Annotated in this window: 12 protein-coding genes, 3 pseudogenes and 1 riboswitch; of the genes and pseudogenes, 9 read left to right on the forward strand and 6 right to left on the reverse strand. The window is 73.9% G+C overall.

Going from position 1 to position 16,579, the window contains the following annotated elements:
* The first annotated feature begins 178 nt into the window (after positions 1-178).
* The 4 genes from L1857_RS15500 to L1857_RS15515 all read left to right on the forward strand — a co-directional run bounded on the left by L1857_RS15500 (position 179) and on the right by L1857_RS15515 (position 4,747).
* A complete protein-coding gene (locus tag L1857_RS15500; RefSeq protein ID WP_094005967.1) occupies positions 179-1,657 on the forward strand; it encodes a potassium/proton antiporter in 1,479 nt (492 codons plus the stop codon).
* Between the two features lie 46 nt (positions 1,658-1,703).
* A riboswitch (SAM riboswitch) is annotated at positions 1,704-1,818 on the forward strand.
* Between the two features lie 35 nt (positions 1,819-1,853).
* A complete protein-coding gene (locus tag L1857_RS15505) occupies positions 1,854-3,176 on the forward strand; it encodes an aminotransferase class V-fold PLP-dependent enzyme (RefSeq protein WP_116111847.1) in 1,323 nt (440 codons plus the stop codon).
* 72 nt (positions 3,177-3,248) lie between these two features.
* On the forward strand, positions 3,249-3,824 hold the full coding sequence (gene lspA, locus L1857_RS15510; RefSeq protein WP_116111844.1) for a signal peptidase II: 576 nt from the start codon (positions 3,249-3,251) through the stop codon (positions 3,822-3,824).
* A complete protein-coding gene (locus L1857_RS15515; RefSeq protein WP_094005945.1) occupies positions 3,821-4,747 on the forward strand; it encodes an RluA family pseudouridine synthase in 927 nt (308 codons plus the stop codon). The genes lspA and L1857_RS15515 overlap by 4 nt, the downstream gene beginning before the upstream one ends.
* A gap of 19 nt (positions 4,748-4,766) precedes the next feature.
* On the opposite strand, the gene L1857_RS15520 is transcribed toward L1857_RS15515, so the two are convergent.
* From L1857_RS15520 to L1857_RS15525, 3 genes and pseudogenes are all read right to left on the reverse strand, one after another.
* Positions 4,767-5,708 (reverse strand): LysR family transcriptional regulator, encoded by a 942-nt coding sequence (locus L1857_RS15520; RefSeq protein ID WP_249465414.1) that lies wholly within the window; start codon positions 5,706-5,708, stop codon positions 4,767-4,769.
* A 38-nt stretch (positions 5,709-5,746) separates the two neighbouring features.
* Positions 5,747-5,969: pseudogene (locus L1857_RS35695) on the reverse strand (IS982 family transposase); the annotation flags it as partial.
* A 128-nt stretch (positions 5,970-6,097) separates the two neighbouring features.
* Positions 6,098-7,155: pseudogene (locus L1857_RS15525) on the reverse strand (AsnC family protein).
* 98 nt (positions 7,156-7,253) lie between these two features.
* Between L1857_RS15525 and L1857_RS15530 the strand changes: the two are divergent.
* The 3 genes and pseudogenes from L1857_RS15530 to L1857_RS15540 all read left to right on the forward strand — a co-directional run bounded on the left by L1857_RS15530 (position 7,254) and on the right by L1857_RS15540 (position 11,627).
* Positions 7,254-8,909, forward strand: a complete 1,656-nt coding sequence (locus L1857_RS15530) for a DUF885 domain-containing protein (RefSeq protein ID WP_249465417.1) — start codon at positions 7,254-7,256, stop codon at positions 8,907-8,909.
* Positions 8,906-10,536: pseudogene (locus tag L1857_RS15535) on the forward strand (DUF885 domain-containing protein). Before L1857_RS15530 ends, L1857_RS15535 begins: the two are co-directional and overlap by 4 nt.
* Positions 10,537-10,586: 50 nt before the next feature.
* Positions 10,587-11,627 carry an LLM class F420-dependent oxidoreductase gene (locus tag L1857_RS15540; protein WP_094005950.1) on the forward strand — a complete coding sequence of 347 codons (1,041 nt, stop codon included), beginning with the start codon at positions 10,587-10,589 and terminating at the stop codon, positions 11,625-11,627.
* Here the strand turns inward: L1857_RS15540 and L1857_RS15545 are convergent.
* A complete protein-coding gene (locus L1857_RS15545) occupies positions 11,620-12,000 on the reverse strand; it encodes a nitroreductase family deazaflavin-dependent oxidoreductase (RefSeq protein WP_094005951.1) in 381 nt (126 codons plus the stop codon). The genes L1857_RS15540 and L1857_RS15545 overlap by 8 nt on opposite strands.
* A 61-nt stretch (positions 12,001-12,061) precedes the next feature.
* Between L1857_RS15545 and L1857_RS15550 the strand changes: the two genes are divergently transcribed.
* Both L1857_RS15550 and L1857_RS15555 read left to right on the forward strand, forming a co-directional pair.
* A complete protein-coding gene (locus L1857_RS15550) occupies positions 12,062-12,865 on the forward strand; it encodes an Fpg/Nei family DNA glycosylase (protein WP_240323296.1) in 804 nt (267 codons plus the stop codon).
* 42 nt (positions 12,866-12,907) lie between these two features.
* Positions 12,908-13,081 carry a hypothetical protein gene (locus tag L1857_RS15555; RefSeq protein ID WP_167481517.1) on the forward strand — a complete coding sequence of 58 codons (174 nt, stop codon included), beginning with the start codon at positions 12,908-12,910 and terminating at the stop codon, positions 13,079-13,081.
* 327 nt (positions 13,082-13,408) lie between these two features.
* On the opposite strand, the gene L1857_RS15560 is transcribed toward L1857_RS15555, so the two are convergent.
* Both L1857_RS15560 and L1857_RS15565 read right to left on the reverse strand, forming a co-directional pair.
* Positions 13,409-15,790: a glycoside hydrolase family 65 protein gene (locus tag L1857_RS15560; RefSeq protein ID WP_116111837.1), complete on the reverse strand. Its 2,382-nt coding sequence runs from the start codon at positions 15,788-15,790 to the stop codon at positions 13,409-13,411.
* Positions 15,787-16,521, reverse strand: coding sequence for an HAD family hydrolase (locus tag L1857_RS15565; RefSeq protein ID WP_094005954.1), 735 nt, complete (start codon positions 16,519-16,521; stop codon positions 15,787-15,789). The genes L1857_RS15560 and L1857_RS15565 overlap by 4 nt, the downstream gene beginning before the upstream one ends.
* Between the last annotated feature and the right edge of the window lie 58 nt (positions 16,522-16,579).

The following is a 16,579-nucleotide window of genomic DNA, read 5'->3' on the forward strand; positions in this document are numbered from 1 at the left end:
GCGGCGCGGCGGACGGTGCTCGCCCCGGTACTCCGCGTGCGTGTCCGTGATCTCGTTGCCCGGCAAGGGGAACGGCAGCGTGACGAGCTCGTCGCGCTGCCGGGGGACCCACCGGGCGCGGCAGAGCGCCTGGCCTCCCTATTCTGAGAGCCGGAGAAACCGGGCAGGGGAGGTGCGGGTGGGCGAGCTGCCGGTCGTGCTGGGGCTGGGCTCGGCCGTCCTGCTGGCCGCCGTCCTCGCGGTCCGCTTCTCCACCCGCCTGGGCCTGCCGTCGCTGCTGCTGTACCTCGCGATCGGCGTGCTGCTCGGCGAAGCCGGGTTCGGCATCCAGTTCTCCGACCCGTTCCTCACCCAGGCGCTGGGCCTGGCCGCCCTGGTCATGATCCTCACCGAGGGTGGCCTGACCACCCGCTGGTCGGCGGTGAAACCCGCGCTGGGCCAGGGAGTGGCACTGTCCACAGTGGCGGTCGGGCTGAGCATCGCGATCACCGGGCCCGCCCTGCACTGGCTGCTCGGCCTGGACTGGCGGACCGCCCTGCTGTGGGGCGCGGTGCTGGCCCCCACCGACTCGGCCGCGGTGTTCTCCGTGCTGCGCAGCGCGGGCCTGCCGAAACGACTGGTGGGCGCCCTCGAACTGGAATCCGGCATCAACGACGCGCCGGCCTACATCGCGGTCGTCGTGCTGGCCCAGGGCACCCTGGTGGACTGGTCGCTGCCGCTGCTGGTGGTCTACGAACTGGGCGCGGGCCTGGCGCTCGGCCTGGTGCTCGGCTTCGCCGGGGCCTGGGCCCTGCGGCGCGCGGCGCTGCCCGCCACCGGTCTCTATCCACTCGCGACGGTCGCGGTGTGCGTGGTGGCCTACTCGTCCGGGCAGCTGCTGCACGCGTCCGGGCTGCTGGCCACCTACGTCGCCGCGGTGGTGCTCGGCAACGCCCGGCTGCCGCACCGGTCCGACACGGTGTCCTTCGCGGAGGGTCTCGGCTGGCTCGCCCAGATCGGGCTGTTCGTGCTGCTGGGCCTGTTCGCCTCACCCGGGCGGCTGCTGGAGTCGATCGTGCCCGGCCTGATCGCCGCCGCGGTCCTGCTGCTGCTCGCGCGCCCGGTGTCGGTGCTCGTCACGCAGCTGCCGTTCCGCGTTCCGCTGCGCGAGCAGGTGTTCCTGTCCTGGGCGGGGCTGCGCGGCGCGGTGCCGATCGTGCTGGCGATGATCCCGCTGTCCGAGCAGATGGCCGGTGCGCAACGGCTCGTCGACGCCGTGTTCGTGCTCGTGATCGTGCTCACCCTCGTCCAGGGGCTGACGCTGGGCCGCCTCGCGCGGATCCTCCGGCTGCCCGGGGACGCGGAGCCGAAGGAGGTCCAGGTCGACGCCGCGCCGCTGGACGAGCTGCAGGCCGAGCTGCTCCAGGTCAAGATCCAGCCCGGCTCCCGCCTGCACGGCGTGTACCTGTCCGAGCTGCGGCTGCCGTCCGGGGCGTCGCTGAGCCTGATCGTCCGCGACGGCCGCAGCTTCACCCCGCAGCGCACCGACCGGCTGCAGCGCGGGGACCAGATCCTGATCGTGAGCACCGAGTCCGCGCGGGAGGCGGCCGAGCGGCGCATCCGCGCGGTGGACCGGGCCGGGCCGCTGGCGCGCTGGAAGGGCGAGTCCGGCACGTGAGACCCGCTGGCGCGCCGCGGGGACGATCGGTTACTGTGTCGGCGTAGGTCATGAGTGCCAGCGCCAAGCCCCGGCTCGCTGGCCGGCAACCCTCCTTCCGCGGTGGGGTGCCCCGGGTGAGGACCTGGCTCGTCGCGAGGTGCGGCGGGCAAGCGCGGACCCCGGTGCGGGTCCCCGGACCCGAGGAGCCGTTCCGATGACTCTCGCTCTCGATCGCGTCACCACCCCCGCCGTCACCGCAGCCGCGGCCGTTCCGCTGGTCACCGGCGGGGAGCTGGACTACGCCAACCTCGACCACGCGGCCAGCGCCCCGTGCCTGGAGTCCGTGCGGCGCGCGGTGGACGAGTTCCTGCCCCACTACGCCAGCGTGCACCGCGGCGCGGGGTTCGCCTCGCAGGTGTCCACAAAGGTCTACGAGCGGACCCGTGACGTGCTGCGCCGGTTCGTCGGCGCGCGGTCCTCGGACGCGGTCGTGTTCACCCGCAACACCACGGACGCGCTGAACCTGCTGGCCCGCAGCCTGCCCCGGCACACGTCGGTGGTGCTGTTCGACACCGAGCACCACGCGGCGCTGCTGCCGTGGCGCGGCCCGAACGTGCGCCGGATCCCGCTGCCGAACACGCGCCTGGCCGCGGTGTCCGCTGTGGACAGTGCGCTGGCGGAGTGCCCGGAGGGGCCGCGGCTGGTGGTCGTGACCGGCGCGTCGAACGTGACCGGCGAGCTGCTGCCGGTGGCCGAGATCGCGGCGGTGGCCCGGCGGCACGGCGCGCGCGTCGCCCTGGACGGCGCGCAGCTGGCTCCGCACCGGCCGATCTCGGTGCGGGAGCTGGACGTGGACTACGTCGTGCTGTCCGGGCACAAGCTGTACGCGCCGTTCGGGGCGGGCGCGCTGATCGGGCGGGGCGACTGGCTGCGCGCGGCGGACCCGTACCTGGCCGGCGGCGGGGCGACGAAGTCCGTGCGCCGCGACGGCGACGGTCTCGGGGTGGCGTGGCAGAGCGGGGTCGAGCGGCACGAGGCCGGTTCGCCCAACACCGTGGGCGTGTACGCGCTCGGTGTGGCGTGCGAGGAGCTGGCCGGGTCGTGGGACGCGGTGGTGGCGCACGAGCGGGAGCTGCTGGAGCGGCTGACGCGGGGGCTGGCGGCGGTGCCGGACCTGGCGGAGCTGCGGCTGTTCGACGGCGCGGCCGAGCGGGTCGGCACGGTGAGTTTCGTGCTCGACGGGTTCGAGCCGGGCTGGGTGGCGGCGGTCCTGTCGGCCGAGTACGGCATCGGCGTGCGCGACGGCGCGTTCTGCGCGCACATCGCGGTGCGGCGGCTGGTGGAGCGCACCGGCGGGGAGGGGCAGCAGGCGCTGCGGGTGAGCCTCGGGCTGGGCACCACGGCCGAGCACATCGACCGGCTGGTGACCGCGCTTCGGCAGATCGTCGCCCGCGGCGCCCGGTGGACCTACGGGGTGGTGGAGGGCCGGTGGGCGCCGTGCCCGGATCCGCGGCCGTTGCCGGGGTTTCTGGCCTGAGCGGTGTGGGCGGTTCCGGGCGTTTCCCGGCCTGCGCCGGGGGCCCTCCCGGCAGGCGTGGACAATGGCGGGGTGAGCAGTGACCCCCAGCCCTCCCCGGACCCGGACACCGTGCCGGACGAGCAGCCGGCGCCCCCGCCCCGGCGGCGCGCCCTGCTGCTGGCCGTGATCGCGATCGTCGTGTTCGCGGTGGACGTCGTGACCAAGTCGGTCGTCGTGGCGACCCTGGAGGGGCACGAGCCGGTCCGGGTGCTCGGCGGGCTCGTCTACCTGCAGCTCATCCGCAACCCCTTCGCCGCCTTCGGCCTGGGCGTCACCGGCATGACCTGGGTGTTCGCGATCGTCGCGTTCGGGGTGGTCGTCGCGCTGATCTGGTTCGCCAAGCGGCTGCGCTCGGCCGGCTGGGCGATCGGCCTCGGGCTCATCCTGGCCGGCGCGCTCGGCAACCTCGTCGACCGCGTGTTCCGCGCGCCCGGTGTCCTGCGCGGTCACGTCGTGGACTTCGTGTCGCTGTTCGCGCCCGACGGTGACGTGTGGCCGGTCTTCAACGTGGCCGACTCGGCGATCTGCGTCGGCGGCGTGCTGATCGTGCTGCTGTCCCTGCTCGGCCGCGACTACGACGGCTCCGTCAAGAAAGCCAAGCGTTGAGCGCCCGGATGCTGCCCGTCCCGGACGGGCTCGACGGCATGCGCGTGGACGCGGGCCTGGCGAAACTCCTCGGCCTGTCCCGCACGGTCGTCGCGGAGCTGGCCGAGTCCGGCGACGTCCTGCTCGACGGTCGTCCCGCCGGCAAGTCCGACCGCCTCTCGGCCGGGGTGCTGCTCGAGGTGACCCTGCCCGACCCGGACAACCCGGTCGAGGTGATCGCCGAACCGGTCGAGGGCCTGCGCATCCTCCACGACGACGACGACATCGTGGTCGTGGCCAAACCGGTCGGCGTCGCCGCGCACCCCAGCCCCGGCTGGACCGGGCCCACCGTCGTCGGCGGGCTCGCCGCGGCCGGGCTGCGCGTCTCCACCTCCGGCGCGGCCGAGCGCCAGGGTGTGGTGCACCGCCTCGACGCCGGCACCACCGGCGTGATGGTCGTGGCCAAGAGCGAGCACGCCTACACCGTGCTCAAGCGCGCGTTCAAGGAACGCACCGTCGACAAGGGCTACCACGCCGTCGTGCAGGGCCACCCGGACCCGACGCGCGGCACGATCGACGCCCCGATCGACCGGCACCCCCGGCACGACTACAAGTTCGCCGTCGTCGCCGGGGGCCGCCCGTCGGTCACCCACTACGAGGTGATCGAGGCGTTCCGCGCGGCGTCCCTGGTGGACGTCAAGCTGGAGACCGGCCGCACGCACCAGATCCGGGTGCACTTCTCGGCGCTGCGGCACCCGTGCGCCGGCGACCTGACCTACGGCGCGGACCCGGTGCTGGCCCGCAAGCTCGGCCTGACCCGGCAGTGGCTGCACGCGCGCACCCTCGGCTTCGCCCACCCCGCCGACGGCCGCTGGGTCCAGTTCGAGGCGCCCTACCCGGAGGACCTGTCGCACGCCCTGGACGTGCTGCGGGCGGAAAGCTAGGCGGCCCGCCCGTTACGGGTCACCCGGTAGCGCGGTTCCGGGCCCAGGACGGCAGCCAGGCCGGGCCGGTCAGCGGTGGCAGACTCGCGAAGTGCTCGATGACCGCCCGCAGGCCCGGGTGCGGGTTCGTCCGGGGGAGCAGCAGCGAGAGCGGGTAGACCAGCGCCGGGTTCACGATCGGGATGCGGCGCAGGTCGTGCTGAGCCGGCCACAGGTAGCGGTCGCGCGCGCCGACGAGGGTCGCCAGGTCCGCCGACTCGGCGAGGGCGTCCGCGAGCACCTCGTTGCCGAAGTTCGGGCCCGCCGCGTCGATGCGCAGGTCGAACTCCGTGGCGAGCTGGTCGTAGAACACACCCCATTCGCTCCGCGGCGCGATGCCGGGCACCCGGATCGGCAGGCCGCGCAACCGGTCCGGCGTCACCGCGCGTTCGGCGGCGAGCGGGTGCCTGGGGCCGACGAGCAGCTCCAGCGGCGAGTCGAACGCGTGGATCATCCGCACCTCGCCGGGCAGCGTGGCCGGATCGGTGACGCCGCGGAACGCGGCGTCCACCTCGCCGGCCTGCACGGCGGCGGCCACCACGTGCGGGTCGTCGACCCGGAGGGTCACCACATCGAGTTCGGTCCCGGGACGGGACCGCCAGTACTCGTGCAGGACGACGGCCTGGGCGGTGCGCAGGCCGAGCACGTCGATCCGCAGCGCCCGCGAGCCCGGCCGGATCGCGGTGACGGCCCGGTCCACCCCGGCGACGATGCCCCGTGCGTGCGGGAGGAACGCCTGCCCGTCGAGCGTCGGTTCGACGCCGCGGGCGGTGCGGACGAACAGGCGGACCCCGAGTTCGCGCTCCAGGCCGGCGATCCGCTTCGACACCGCCTGCTGCGTCACGCCCAGCTCGTCCGCCGCGTGCTGCATCTGCCGCAGCTCGGCGGCCAGCACGAACGATCGCAGTGCCTCGGTGTCCACCGGGCCAGCTTAAGCAGGCTCAACCACCGGTTGTGGCTCCCCGGGCGGCGGTTGTGCCAGATGAGTTCGAGATCGAGTTGGCCTTTGGGGGTGTTGCTGACCGGTTCGGTCAGTTGCCGGGCCGGCTCGAGCAGGTGCTGGGCGGGGGTGTGGGGTTCGGTTGCGGTAGGACGGTCGCAGCAGCCGCACCCCGCGGTCGGTGCGGGAGGTGTCCGGGTCGCGGGAGGCGTAGCTCTTGCCGGCCAGGGTCAGTAGTCCTGGCCCCGGACTGGCCGGGCCGGTAAGGCAACGCGTCGGGGCAGGTGGCGGGCACACACCGCAACCATCGGGCCTGCGAGCGCGCTCCCGGCAGCACCTGCGCTACCGCCAGCGTCATAGGACTCACTCGTCTAGTCCTCCAGCGACCAGGTGAGGGTGCGGTCGTCCGGTTCCGGGCGGGGGCTCCAGCGCACCGCCACCACCCGGGTGGACTCGGGAGCACGTAGACCGTGTGCCCGCCCGCCGTCTCGCCGGGCTGGACCCCGATCTTGTGCGGCGGCCGGGACGTCAGCGACACCGGCGCCTTCCCCACCGGCGTGCCGTCCTCGGTGAGCAGCTCCAGGTAGTTGTCCGGCAGCGACACGAACGGGATCGGCCCCTTGTTGGTGACCTCGGTGTGCACCACGACCGCCCGCTCACCCGGTTCGAGCCGGTACCCGGCCGCGCCGAACAGGTAGTCCGCCGGGTCCTGCACCTCCAGCAGCTGCACGGTGAGCTGCTCGCCGTCGAGACCCTGCCCGGCCAGGCTGTCACCGATCTTCCCGGTGCGCGGGCCCGCCGGTGGCGCGGGCCGCTGGTCGCCGCGGGCCCAGGACGCCGTCTGCGGCGGGCCCCACGTGCTGATCACCGGGTCCAGCGGCGCCGGATACGGCCCGGACGCGACACCGGCGACCTGGTACGGCCCCGAGCCCCCGGCGGGCGGCGCCGGGACCGGGTACGGCCCGGACGGCACACCACCGGGCGGGACACCGCGGCCGGGGCCGTTCTGCCCAGCGAAACCCGCGGCGGGCCTGGCGGGCGGCGGGTAGCCGGGCGCGGGGGGCGCGCCCGGCGGGGCGAACCCGGCCGGCACCGGTCCGGACTGGGGGTGGGACGGCGCGTTCGGGTACCCGGCCGGCACGGCACCGGACGGCGGTGGGTAGCCGGCGGGCGGAACCGGGTAGGGCGCCGGTTGCGGCGTCTGCGGCTGCGCCGCCGGGAACGCCCCGGCGAGCGCCGCGCGCAGGCCCTGCGGGTCGCTCTCCACACCGACCAGCAGCGGCAGCCCGCTGCCGGAGAGGGCGACCAGCCGGTAGGCGGCCTCCCGCGGGTCCATGCCCACGCGGGCGGCGAGTTCGTGCACGGCCACCTTGCCCAGCTCGGCCAGCGCGGCGAGCAGGCGGGCGTCGGCGGGATCGGTCACGGCCACAGCAGGAAACGCTACCCGCTGGCCTCGGTCACCCCGGCCCGGCCCTCCGAGGTTCTAGGCTGGCGGGACGCGCACCCCGACGACACTGGGACGGATGGATGACCGAGGTCGTGAAGCTCGCCGACGAGTTCGTGGAAGCCCTCTTCGACGCGGAGCCGCTGTGGCCCGCGGTGCTGGGGCTGGAGTCCGCCCGGACCGGGCTCGGTGAGCTCAGTGCCGAGGCCGAGGCCGCCCACCGCGGCCGGCTCGAGGAGTTCGTCCGGCGCGCCGAGGCGATCGAGGCGTCCACGCTGAGCGCCGAGGACCGGGTGACCCGGGACGTGCTGCTCACCCAGGCCCGCGGCAACCTGGACCGGCTGGACACCCACCTGGTCGAGTTCACGATCAGCGACATCTTCGTCGCCCCCGCGGTCGGCCTGCTGACCATCCTGCCGATGATCGGCGTGCCCGACGACGAGCAGGGCCGCCGCCACCTCGACCGGCTCGCCGCGATCCCGCGGTACCTGGAGCAGGCCGCCGACCGGCACCGCGCGGGCGTCGCCGCCGGGCGGGTCCCGGTCGAGCACCTGGTGCGCGCCGCGGTCGCGCACCTGGACCGCTACCTGGCCGCGCCGGACGCCGACCCGCTGCTGCGCCAGCCCGCGCCGAGCGAGGAGTTCGCCGCCGAGCGTGAGCGGGTGCTGGCCGAGGTCGTGCGGCCCGCGTTCGCGGCCTACCGGGACGCGCTGGCGACGGACATCGCTCCGCACGGGCGCCCGCCGGAGAAGCCCGGCGTGTGCTGGCTGCCCGGCGGTGAGCGTATCTACGCCGCCCTGGCGCGCACGCACACCACCACCGACCGCACTCCGGACGAGCTGCACGAAACCGGGCTGCGCCTCATCGGCGAGCTGGCCCGCGAGTACCGCGAGATCGGCTCCCGCGTGTTCGGCACCGACGACCTGGCCGAGATCTTCCGGCGCCTGCGGACCGATCCGGGGTTGCGCTGGCGCAGCGCGGAGGAACTGCTCGGCACCGCGCGGTCGGCGATCAGCCGCGCCGAGGAGGCCGCGCCGCGCTGGTTCGGCCGGATCCCGCCGCACCCGTGGGTCGTGGAGCCGGTGCCCGCGGCCGAAGCGCCCGGCGGGCCGGCGGCGTTCTACCTGCAGCCCGCCGTCGACGGCTCGCGGCCGGGAATCTACTTCGCCAACACCCACGAGGTGACCGAACGGTTCCGGCACGCCGCCGAGGTGATGGCGTTCCACGAGGCGATCCCCGGCCACCACTTCCAGCTCTCCACCGCGCTGACGCTGACCGACCTGCCGCTGCTGCGCCGGATCGGCGACTTCAACGCCTACGCCGAGGGCTGGGGCCTCTACAGCGAACGGCTGGCCGCGGAGATGGGCCTGTACTCCGACGACATCGCGCTGCTCGGCATGCTCACCATGGACTCGATGCGCGCCGGGCGGCTGGTCGTCGACACCGGCCTGCACGCCCAGGGCTGGAGCCGGCAGCAGGCGGTGGACTACCTGCGCGAGCACACCCCGATGCCGCAGGTGGAGATCGAGTCCGAAGTGGACCGCTACATCGCCTACCCGGGCCAGGCGCTGTCGTACATGGTGGGGCGGCTGGAGATCCAGCGCGTGCGGGCGCGGGCCGAGCAGGCGCTGGGGGAGCGGTTCGACATCCGCGCCTTCCACGACCTGGTCCTCGGCGGCGGCGCGCTGCCGCTGTCGGTGCTGGCGGCCGTCGTCGACGAGTGGATCGAGCGGGCATGAGCGAGGTGGACGCGCTCGCCGAGGAGCTCACCGGCCGGATGTTCGAGGCCGATCCGCTGCGCCCGTCGGTGCTCGGCCTGCCCGGCGACCACGACCGGTTGCCCGACCTCACCGCCGAAGCGGAGGTGCGGCACCGGGCGGCCTACCTGGACATCGCCGCCCGGGCCGAAGCGGCCACCCCGCCGGGGCCGGAGGAATCGCTGACCCGCGACGTCGTGGTCCAGCAGGCCCGGGCCGCCGTCGACCTGCTCGACGCGCGGCTGCCCGAGTTCGCCGTCAGCGACGCCTTCACCGCCCCGGTGCAGCTGCTGCTGATGACCCTGCCGATGATCGACGTGACCGGCGAGGCCCGGGCACGGGGCTTCCTCGCCGGCTCGCCGCGTTCCCGTCCTTCGTGGACCAGGTGGTGGAACGGCAGTCCGGCGACGTGGTCCCGCCGGACTTCCTGGTCGATGCGGCGATCGGCTACTTCGACCGGATGCTCGCCGCGCCGGAGCTGCCGTCGCTGCGACTCGACGTGGGGTCGGAGACGCCGGCCGCCGAGCGGGACGCGCTGCTGGCCGGCGTCGTGCGGCCCGCGCTGACCCGCTACCGCGAGTTCCTCGCCGGGGAGCTGCGGCCGCGGGCCCGGCCGGCGGCGGAGGCCGGGCTGTGCTGGCAGCCGGGCGGCCTGCCGCGCTACGCCGGGCTGATCCGCGCGCACACCACCACCGAGCGCACCGCGCAGGAGCTGCACGACATCGGGCTGGCGCTGATGGCCGACCTGACCGGGGAGTTCCGCACGATCGGCCGCCGGGTGTTCGGGACGGCCGAGACGGCCGAGATCTTCGGCCGCCTGCGCACCGATCCCGCGTTGCGGTGGGGCAGCGGCGAGGAACTGCTGGCCGCCGCGCGCGCCGCGATCGAGCGGGCGGAGGCCGAGGCGCCGCGGTGGTTCAAGACGATCCCGTCCGCGCGGTGCGAGGTGCGCCCGGTGCCCGAAAGCGACGCCGACGCGGGCACCATCGCCTACTACGTCGAACCGGCGCTGGACGGCTCCCGGCCGGGCATCTACTACGCCAACACCTTCCACGCCGGGGAGCGGTTGCGGCACGTCAGCGAGGCGATCGCCTACCACGAGGGGGTTCCCGGGCACCACTTCCAGCTGTCGCTGGCGCTCGGGCTGGACCTGCCGTTGCTGCGCCGCGTCGCCGGCGTCAACGCCTACACCGAGGGCTGGGGCCTCTACGCCGAGCGGCTGGCCGAGGAGATGGGCCTCTACACCGGGGACGTGGCCCGGCTCGGGATGCTCACCCAGGACGCGATGCGCGCCGCGCGGCTGGTGGTGGACACCGGCCTGCACGCCCTGGGCTGGTCCCGGCAGCAGGCGGTGGACTACCTGCGCGAGAACACGCCCATGGCGGCGGTGGAGATCGAGGAGGAGACCGACCGCTACGCCGGCTGCCCGGGCCAGGCCCTGTCCTACATGACGGGACGGCTGGAGATCGACCGGATCCGCGCGGGCGCGGAGCGGGCGCTGGGGGAGCGGTTCGACATCCGCGAGTTCCACGACGTCGTGCTGGGACACGGCATCCTCCCGCTGCCGGTCCTCGACCGGGTGGTTTCGGACTGGATTACCAGCCGGTAGGGTGGCTCGCACGACAGGTAAGCGCACGCTTAGGACAGAAGGTGGCATCGATGCGGATCGGCACCCAGATCTCGTACTCCGGCGGGTTCGCCGAGAGCGTCCGCGACGTCGTCGAGCTGGAGAAGGCCGGCCTCGACGTCGTCACCATCCCCGAGGCCTACTCGTTCGACGCGGTCAGCCAGCTCGGCTACGTCGCGGCGAAGACCGAGCGCGTCCAGCTCGCGTCGGGCATCCTGCAGATCTACACGCGCACGCCGACGCTGACCGCGATGACGGCGGCCGGCCTGGACTTCGTGTCCGATGGCCGGTTCATCCTCGGCATCGGCGCGTCCGGGCCGCAGGTCGTGGAGGGCTTCCACGGCGTGCGCTACGACGCGCCGCTGGGCCGGACCCGCGAGATCGTGGAGATCTGCCGCCAGGTGTGGCGGCGCGAGCGCGTGGTGCACGACGGCAAGCACTACCAGATCCCGCTGCCCGCGGACCAGGGCACCGGCCTGGGCAAGCCGCTGAAGATCATCAACCACCCGGTGCGGGAGCGGATCCCGGTGCAGATCGCGGCCATCGGGCCGAAGAACGTGGCGCTGACCGCGGAGATCGCCGAGGGCTGGCAGCCGATCTTCTTCCACCCGGAGCGCGCCGCCGAGGTGTGGGGCGAGGCGCTGGCCGAGGGCCGGGCCAAGCGGGACCCGTCGCTGGGTGAGCTGGACGTCGCGGTCGGGGTGCCGGTGGCGATCGGCGAGGACGTGGGCCACATGCTCGACTGGGTCCGCCCGGTCGTCGCTCTCTACGTCGGCGGCATGGGCGCCCGCGGCAAGAACTTCTACAACGAGCTGGCCTGCCGCTACGGCTACGAGGCCGAGGCCAAGCTGATCCAGGACCTCTACCTGGACGGCAAGAAGGAGGAGGCCGCCGCCGCGATTCCGGCCGAGCTGCTGGAGGCGATCTCCCTGGTCGGCCCGAAGGGGCTGGTCAAGGAGCGGCTGGCCGCCCTGCGCGCGGCCGGGGTCACCACCCTGCAGGTCACGTTCCTCGAACCCGACCCGGCCCGGCGCGTCGGCGTGGTGAGCGAGCTGCGCGAACTGCTCAGCTGACCCGGTCCAGGAACAGGAAGTCGGTCACCCCGACGACCGACAGGATCTGGCGCACGCCGGGCGGCATGCTGGTGCGCTGCTCGTCGTGCACGACGCGGGGCCGGGTCGTCCGGACGGACCGGCCCCGCGTCTCGATCTCGCAGCCGCCCGCGGCGAGGATGTTGCGGACCCAGTCGGTGTCCGGCCCGTAGGTCAGCGCCAGGACGTAGCCGCCGTCGGCGCGGAAGACGTTCACCGGCGTCCGGTAGGTCGTCCCGGACTTGCGGCCCCGGTGGACGATCGTCCCGAACCCGGGCAGCCTCTTGGTCAGCGGGCCCAGGACGCGGTTGGTCGCGACGCGGTTGAACCGGGCGATCCTCTTCGGCAGCACCATGCGAACAGCATGCCCGTGCGGCCACCGAAAATCAACACGTGATGAATTGACGTTTGGCTGCGTGGGCGCGGTGGAACGCTGCGGCATGCCCGAGCTGCCGGACGTCGAAGGCTTCCGCCGCACGCTCGCCGCGCACGGGGTGGGCAAGCGGATCACCGGCGTGACCACGCTGGATGCGGGGGTGCTGCGCGGGGTGAGCGCGCGCCGGTTGCGGGAGGCGTTGCGGGGCCGGCGGTTCGGCGAGCCCCGGCGGCTGGGGAAGTGGCTGGTCGTGCCGGTGGACGGCGGCCCGGAGACGGTGGTGCTGCACTTCGGCATGACCGGGTCGCTGGAGTGGTCCGATTCGGACGACCGGCAGCGGCACGACCGGGTGATCTTCGCCTTCGACGACGGGGAGCTGCGGTACCGCGACATGCGCAAGCTGCAGGGCCTGCGCCTGCTCGCCGACGACGCGGAGCTGGACCGGCTGCTGGCCGGCACCGGGCCGGACGCGCTGGAGGTGCCGCGGGAGCGGTTCCGGGACCTGCTCGGCCGCCGCCGGGGGCTCAAGCCGCTGCTGACCGACCAGGCGGTGCTGGCCGGGCTGGGCAACCTGCTGGCCGACGAGATCCTGTGGCGGGCCCGGATCGCCCCGCGGGCGCGGGCCGCGGACCTGGACCGCGCGGCGGCCGACCGGCTGCACCGGGAGATGCGGAAGGTGCTGCGCGAGGCGGTGCAGGCCGGGCGGGTGCCGCCGCGCAAGACGTGGCTGACCGGACGGCGGGACGAGCCGTCGGGGTCGTGCCCGCGGTGCGGTCGTGCGCTGGCCCGTGGCCGGGTCGGCGGGCGGGGCACCGTGTGGTGCCCGCGGTGCCAGCCCGGTTGACAGCGCGGTTGACAGTGCGGGGAAATGGGGTAAGCCGGTGCCATGAACGACAAGGACGACGAGAAGAAGCCGGTCAGCCCGGAGCCGCCGCTGTCCCCGGACTTCCCGGAGGTGCGGCACCCCGATCTGGACCTCGGGCCCACCGACGACGTGGAGAAGCCGCCGAACTCGGAAAAGATCGAGGTCGAGGAAGGAGTGCCCGAGCCACCGGACTGAGCCCGGGCGGCGGGCACCGGGCGGAGCCCGGCCCGCGCTGGGAAGCAGCAGCCATCCGGCGCCGGCGGCGCTGGGCGCGGGGCCTGATGGCCGTCCGGCCGTGCCGGTACCGGCGGCGCTGGGCGGGGGCTGGCGGCCATGTGGCCGTTGCCCGGCGCCCATCGCGTCGAGCGTGGGGCCCGACGGCCACCCGGCGGCGGGGCCCGGGGTCCCGCGGGAAGGGCGGCCTCGGTGGGACCCCGGCTGCCGCGGTCGGCGTGCCGATCTCAGCGGCGGGGAGTCCCGGCGGCTGGTTCCGGTACGAGTGGCATCACGGCGCCCGCGAAATCAGCGCGAAGCGGCGATGTTCCGCCGCACCTGGGCGGGGTCCCGGTGGGCCGGCTCGCGGCCCACCGGCTGGTGCGGCGCCGGGCCGGGGTCGATCGGCGGGATCGGCTTCGTCGTCGGCGTCCCGGTCACCGACATCGGCTCGCCGTGGTGCCGGATCTCCACCTCCTTGCCGGACAGCAGCCGGTACGTCGCGTCGTCCCGGTGGATCTCCACCGCGAACCGGCTGCCGCGGAAGCACATGCGGAACTGGATGCGGTCCAGCGCGGGCGGCAGCCGCGGCGCGAAGCTCAGCTTGCCGTCGTGGTCGCGCATCCCGCCGAAACCCGCGACCACCCCCATCCACGCCCCGGCCAGCGACGCCATGTGCAGTCCGTTCCGGACGTTGTTGTGCACGTCGTGCAGATCGGTCAGCGCCGCCTCGCCCAGGTAGTCGTAGGCGAGGTCCAGGTGGCCCACCTCGGCCGCGATCACCGACTGCGTGCCTGCCGACAGCGACGAGTCCCGCACGGTCCTGGCCTCGTAGTAGGCGAAGTTGCGCTGCTTCTGCTCCGGCGTGAACGCATCCCCCCGGAAATGCAGCGCCAGCACCAGATCCGCCTGCTTGACCACCTGCTTGCGGTACAGGTCGAAGTACGGGTAGTTCAGCAGCAGCGGGTAGTTCTCCAGTGGCGTGCCCGCGAAGTCCCAGTCCAGGTGCTCGGTGAACCCCTCCGACTGCGGGTGCACCCCCAGCTCTTCGTTGTACGGCACGAACATCCGCTCGGCCGCCTGCCGCCAGGCCGCCAGCTCGGCTTCGTCCACACCGTACAGTGCCGCGACCTCCGGCACCCGCTCGCAGGACGCCGCCGCCTCGCGGAGGTTCCGTTGCGCCATCAGGTTCGTGTAGACGTTGTTGTCCGCGACCGCCGAGTACTCGTCCGGCCCGGTCACGCCGTCGATGCGGAAGCGGCCGTGCCGGTCGAAGTGGCCCAGTGACATCCACAGCCGCGCCGTCTCCAGCAGCAGCTCGGTGCCACACTGGCGCTCGAACTCCGCGTCACCGGTGGCCCAGTAGTAGCGGGCGACCGCGTCGGAGATGTCGGCGCTGACGTGGAACGCCGCGGTGCCCGCCGGCCAGTACGCCGAGCACTCCGCGCCGTTGATCGACCGCCACGGGAACGCCGCGCCGCGCAACCCCAGCTGCCGCGCCCGTTCCCGCGCCTTGGGCAGCGTGGAGTGCCGCCACCGCAAGGCATCCCGTGCCGCCTCCGGCACGCTGTAGGTCAGCACCGGCAGCACGAACGACTCGGTGTCCCAGAAGGCGTGGCCGTCGTAGCCCGGCCCGGTCAGCCCCTTGCCCGGGATCGCGCGGCTCTCCCCGCGGGCCCCGGCCTGCAGGATGTGGAACAACGCGAACCGGGTCGCCTGCTGCAGCTCCGGGTCGCCGTCGATCTCGATGTCGGCGGTCTCCCAGAAGTCGTCCAGGAAGGCGCGCTGCTCGGCCAGCAGCCCGTCCCAGCCGGTCTGCAACGCCCCGGCCAGCGCGGCGTCCACCTGCGCCCGCAGCGCCGGCACCGAACGCTGCGCCGACCACCCGTACCCGACGAACTTCGTCAGCCGCAGCACCTTGCCCTGCGGCACGTCCACCGCGATGCTCAGCCGCGCCAGGTCCTCCTCGGCGAGGATGTCGGTGCGCAGCCCGTCCGGCGACTCGATCTGGTGGTCCATCGCCGCGGCCACCCGCAGCCCGGACCGCCGCGTCTGGTGCACCAGCACCGCGCGGTAGCCCTCGGCGAGGAAGAACTCCGACTGGAGCGGCGACTGCAGCGCCGCGGCCACCCGCGGGTCCTTGCTGTCCGACTCGATCGGCTCGTTGGCCAGCAGGTCCGACTGCAGCACCAGCTGCATCTTCCCGTCCAGCGGCTCGACCTCGTACCGGATCGCCACCACCGCCCGCTGGGTGAACGACACCAGCCGCTGGGTCCGCACCCGCACGCACCGGCCGGTCGGCGACGACCACTCGGTGGTCCGGCTCAGCGTGCCCGTCCGGAAGTCCAGCACCCGCTCGTGCGCGGCCGCGGTGCCGTAGCGCATGTCGAACGGCTCGTCCTCCACCAGCAGGCGGATGATCTTGCCGTCGGTCACGTTCACGATCGTCTGCCCGGCCTCCGGGTAGCCGTAGCCGGCCTCCGCGTAGGGCAGCTCGTGTTCCTCGTAGAAGCCGTTCAGGTAGGTGCCGGGCAGACCGCGCGGCTCGCCCTCCTCGAGCGTGCCGCGCAGGCCGATGTGCCCGTTCGACAACGCGAACGTCGATTCGGTGCGCTGCAACTGGTCCACCGCCAGCCCGCGCCACCGCAGTTCCCACGGCGCGCATTCGTAGCCGCGCGTCACCAGGCTCATGCCTTGTCCCCCAGCAGTTCCGCGAGATCGTCCACCACCACGTCGGCGCCGTGCTCCCGCAGCGCCTCCGCCTGGTCCGCCCGGTTCACGCCGACGACGAACCCGAAGTTCCCCGCCCGGCCCGCTTCGACACCGGCCAGCGCGTCCTCGAACACCGCGGCCCGCTCCGGGCCGACGCCCAGCGCCTCGGCCCCGGCGAGGAACGAGTCGGGCGCCGGTTTGCCGCGCAGCCCGTCGCGGGTGATGACCAGCCCGTCGATGCGCGCCTGCACGAACGGGGTGAACCCGGCGGCGTCCAGGACCGCCTGCGCGTTCGCCGACGACGTCACCACCGCGATCGCCAGTCCCGCGTCCCGGGCGGCCTCCAGGTACCGGCGGGAGCCCTCGTAGGGATTCGGGCCGCGCTCGGCGATGATCCGCAGCACGAGATCGTTCTTGCGGTTGCCCAGCCCGTGCACGGTGTGCTCGGTGGGCGCGTCGCCCGGATCGCCCTCGGGCAGGTCGATCCCGCGCGAGGCGAGGAACGTGCGCACCCCGTCCAGCCGCGGCCGCCCGTCCACGAAGCGGGCGTAGTCGGCGTCGGTGAACGGGTGGAAACCGCTTCCGTCCCGTTCGCGCAGGAACTGGTCGAACGTCTGCTTCCAGGCCTCCCGGTGCAGCGCGGCGGTGCCGGTGAGGACACCGTCCAGGTCGAACAGGCACGCGGTGATGCCGTCGGGCAACCCGATCATGCCTGCACGGTACCTGCGAACCGGCGCGCTCGCCGCGCTCCGCTGCGTATAACGACCT

This window comes from Amycolatopsis thermalba, from assembly GCF_023376025.1.
Lineage (GTDB): Bacteria > Actinomycetota > Actinomycetes > Mycobacteriales > Pseudonocardiaceae > Amycolatopsis_E > Amycolatopsis_E thermalba.

Bases quoted from the DNA above. Each gene is read 5' to 3' on its own strand.
- L1857_RS15545 (WP_094005951.1), bottom strand. From the start codon at position 12,000: ATGGTGCTGCCGAAGAGGATCGCCCGGTTCAACCGCGTCGCGACCAAC.
- L1857_RS15540 (WP_094005950.1), top strand. From the start codon at position 10,587: ATGCGGATCGGCACCCAGATCTCGTACTCCGGCGGGTTCGCCGAGAGC.
- L1857_RS15565 (WP_094005954.1), bottom strand. From the start codon at position 16,521: ATGATCGGGTTGCCCGACGGCATCACCGCGTGCCTGTTCGACCTGGAC.
- L1857_RS15555 (WP_167481517.1), top strand. From the start codon at position 12,908: ATGAACGACAAGGACGACGAGAAGAAGCCGGTCAGCCCGGAGCCGCCG.
- L1857_RS15505 (WP_116111847.1), top strand. From the start codon at position 1,854: ATGACTCTCGCTCTCGATCGCGTCACCACCCCCGCCGTCACCGCAGCC.
- L1857_RS15560 (WP_116111837.1), bottom strand. From the start codon at position 15,790: ATGAGCCTGGTGACGCGCGGCTACGAATGCGCGCCGTGGGAACTGCGG.
- L1857_RS15530 (WP_249465417.1), top strand. From the start codon at position 7,254: ATGACCGAGGTCGTGAAGCTCGCCGACGAGTTCGTGGAAGCCCTCTTC.